Source organism: Pseudoalteromonas sp. 0802, assembly GCF_013350085.1.
GTDB lineage: Bacteria > Pseudomonadota > Gammaproteobacteria > Enterobacterales > Alteromonadaceae > Pseudoalteromonas.
The window spans coordinates 1-420 of record NZ_JABVXE010000091.1 but is presented as its reverse complement, the minus strand read 5'-3'; the positions used below and the strand labels follow the sequence as shown (position 1 = coordinate 420).

General features: G+C 65.2%; 1 protein-coding gene. It reads right to left on the bottom strand.

The window, feature by feature from the left end:
- Window positions 1-420: 2-oxo acid dehydrogenase subunit E2 (locus HUS61_RS21285; RefSeq protein ID WP_175092390.1), on the bottom strand; the 420-nt coding region annotated here is incomplete at both ends.

Genomic DNA, 420 nt, shown 5'->3' with positions numbered 1-420 from the left:
GAGATCGAGAACGTCCCGCCCTGGAACTCCTCGGGGCGCAGCTTGCCGGCACGCGCCTTCTCGATCAGTACGCGCGCCTCGCGGGCGACCTCGGGCAGGGTCTTGCGATCGGGGCTGCGCACGATCGGCGTGATCAACCCATCCGGGATCGAGACGGCGACCGAAATATCCACCTCGTCATAGAGGATGGTCTCGGCGTCAGTGTAGCTGGCATTGACCTTGGGCACGCGACGCAGCGTCACGGCCGCCGCCTTGATCAGCATGTCGTTGACCGACATCTTGAACGCGTCCGGGCCCTCTGCGGGTGAGAGCGCATTGAGCTGCTTGCGCAGATCAAGCAGCCGGTCGAGCTCGACGTCGATGGTGACGTAGAAATGCGGGACCTGCTGCTTGCTCTCGGTGAGCCGGCGCGCGGTGACC